Source organism: Microbacterium sp. BF1 (genome assembly GCF_019279095.1).
In the GTDB taxonomy this organism is placed as follows: domain Bacteria; phylum Actinomycetota; class Actinomycetes; order Actinomycetales; family Microbacteriaceae; genus Microbacterium; species Microbacterium maritypicum.
Window position 1 is genome coordinate 1 of sequence record NZ_JAGYWT010000688.1, and the last position, 1,022, is coordinate 1,022.

General features: G+C 65.3%; 1 protein-coding gene. It reads left to right on the plus strand.

Annotated features, from left to right (window positions below; genetic code table 11):
• Positions 1-468, plus strand: a 468-nt coding sequence (locus KZA10_RS16050) for an HAD family hydrolase (RefSeq protein ID WP_218683385.1), incomplete at its 5' end; no start/stop codon positions are given.
• Positions 469-1,022 lie beyond the last annotated feature (554 nt).

Consider the following 1,022-nt stretch of genomic DNA (forward strand, 5'->3'; position numbering starts at 1 on the left):
ACGTTCGTGGCCCAGCACGGCTACGCCGCGATCGCCGCTCTCGCCGACCACAAGCGCGACCCCGCCACCATGGGCGGCGTTCCGTTGGATCAGGTGCTCGCCGCTCCCAGCCTGAAGTTCGTGATCCGGCACCCCGAGCTCGCCCCGGCCGCCCTGTTCGACACGGTGCGCTCGCTCGGGCTCACCGGCTTCGAGGTCACACTCTCGGGTGCGCCGTTCGTCGAGGTCATGGCCGAAGGCGTCACCAAGGCCACGGGTCTCGCCCGCCTCTGCGAGCACCTCGGCATCGACCGCGCCGACGTCGTGGCCTTCGGTGACGCGCTCAACGACGTCGAGATGCTCCGCTGGGCAGGGCACGGGGTCGCCATGGCCGACGCCGAGCCGCTCGTGCACGATGCGGCCGACGAGACGACCGTATCCAACGACGAGGACGGCGTGGCGCAGGTGATCGAGCGGCTGCTCGGCTGAGGCTCAGCTCTCGACGCGACGACGCCTCACGAGCAGCCCACCCATCACGGTCAGGAAGACCCCGATCGCCACGGGGGCCTCGAGACCGGTACTGGCCAGTGCACGGGGCCCGTGGGCTACTCCTTCACCAAATATATGAACTGATCGTCAGTCGCTTAGTCGATGTTCTGCGGCGCAAGGCTGACTCGTAGATTGGTCGAGCCGTCAGCGACCATCCAGGCATCCGCCCTCCAGTTTGAAGGACACTCGGTTGCAGAAGATTCGAACCTGATGCCTTTGAAACTCAGATCCCACTCTCCGGAATAGTCAACAGCCTCCCGCCATAGCGATTCGCTGTCTCGAGTCTGTTCCGTCGTCTGCTTACTGCATTTGAGAGTCGCCGGCCAGCCCGTCGCGTCATACTCTCCATCGTCGGTCAGCGTAAGGGGGGACTGCTGCACGAATAGGTGACAGGTTGTAGTCACGCCGCCAGTGCGGCGGTCGTGTTCATGATGGTCTCGAACTCGATGGGCGTCAAACGGCCCAGGCGGAGTTGGCGCCTCCGGCGGTGGTAG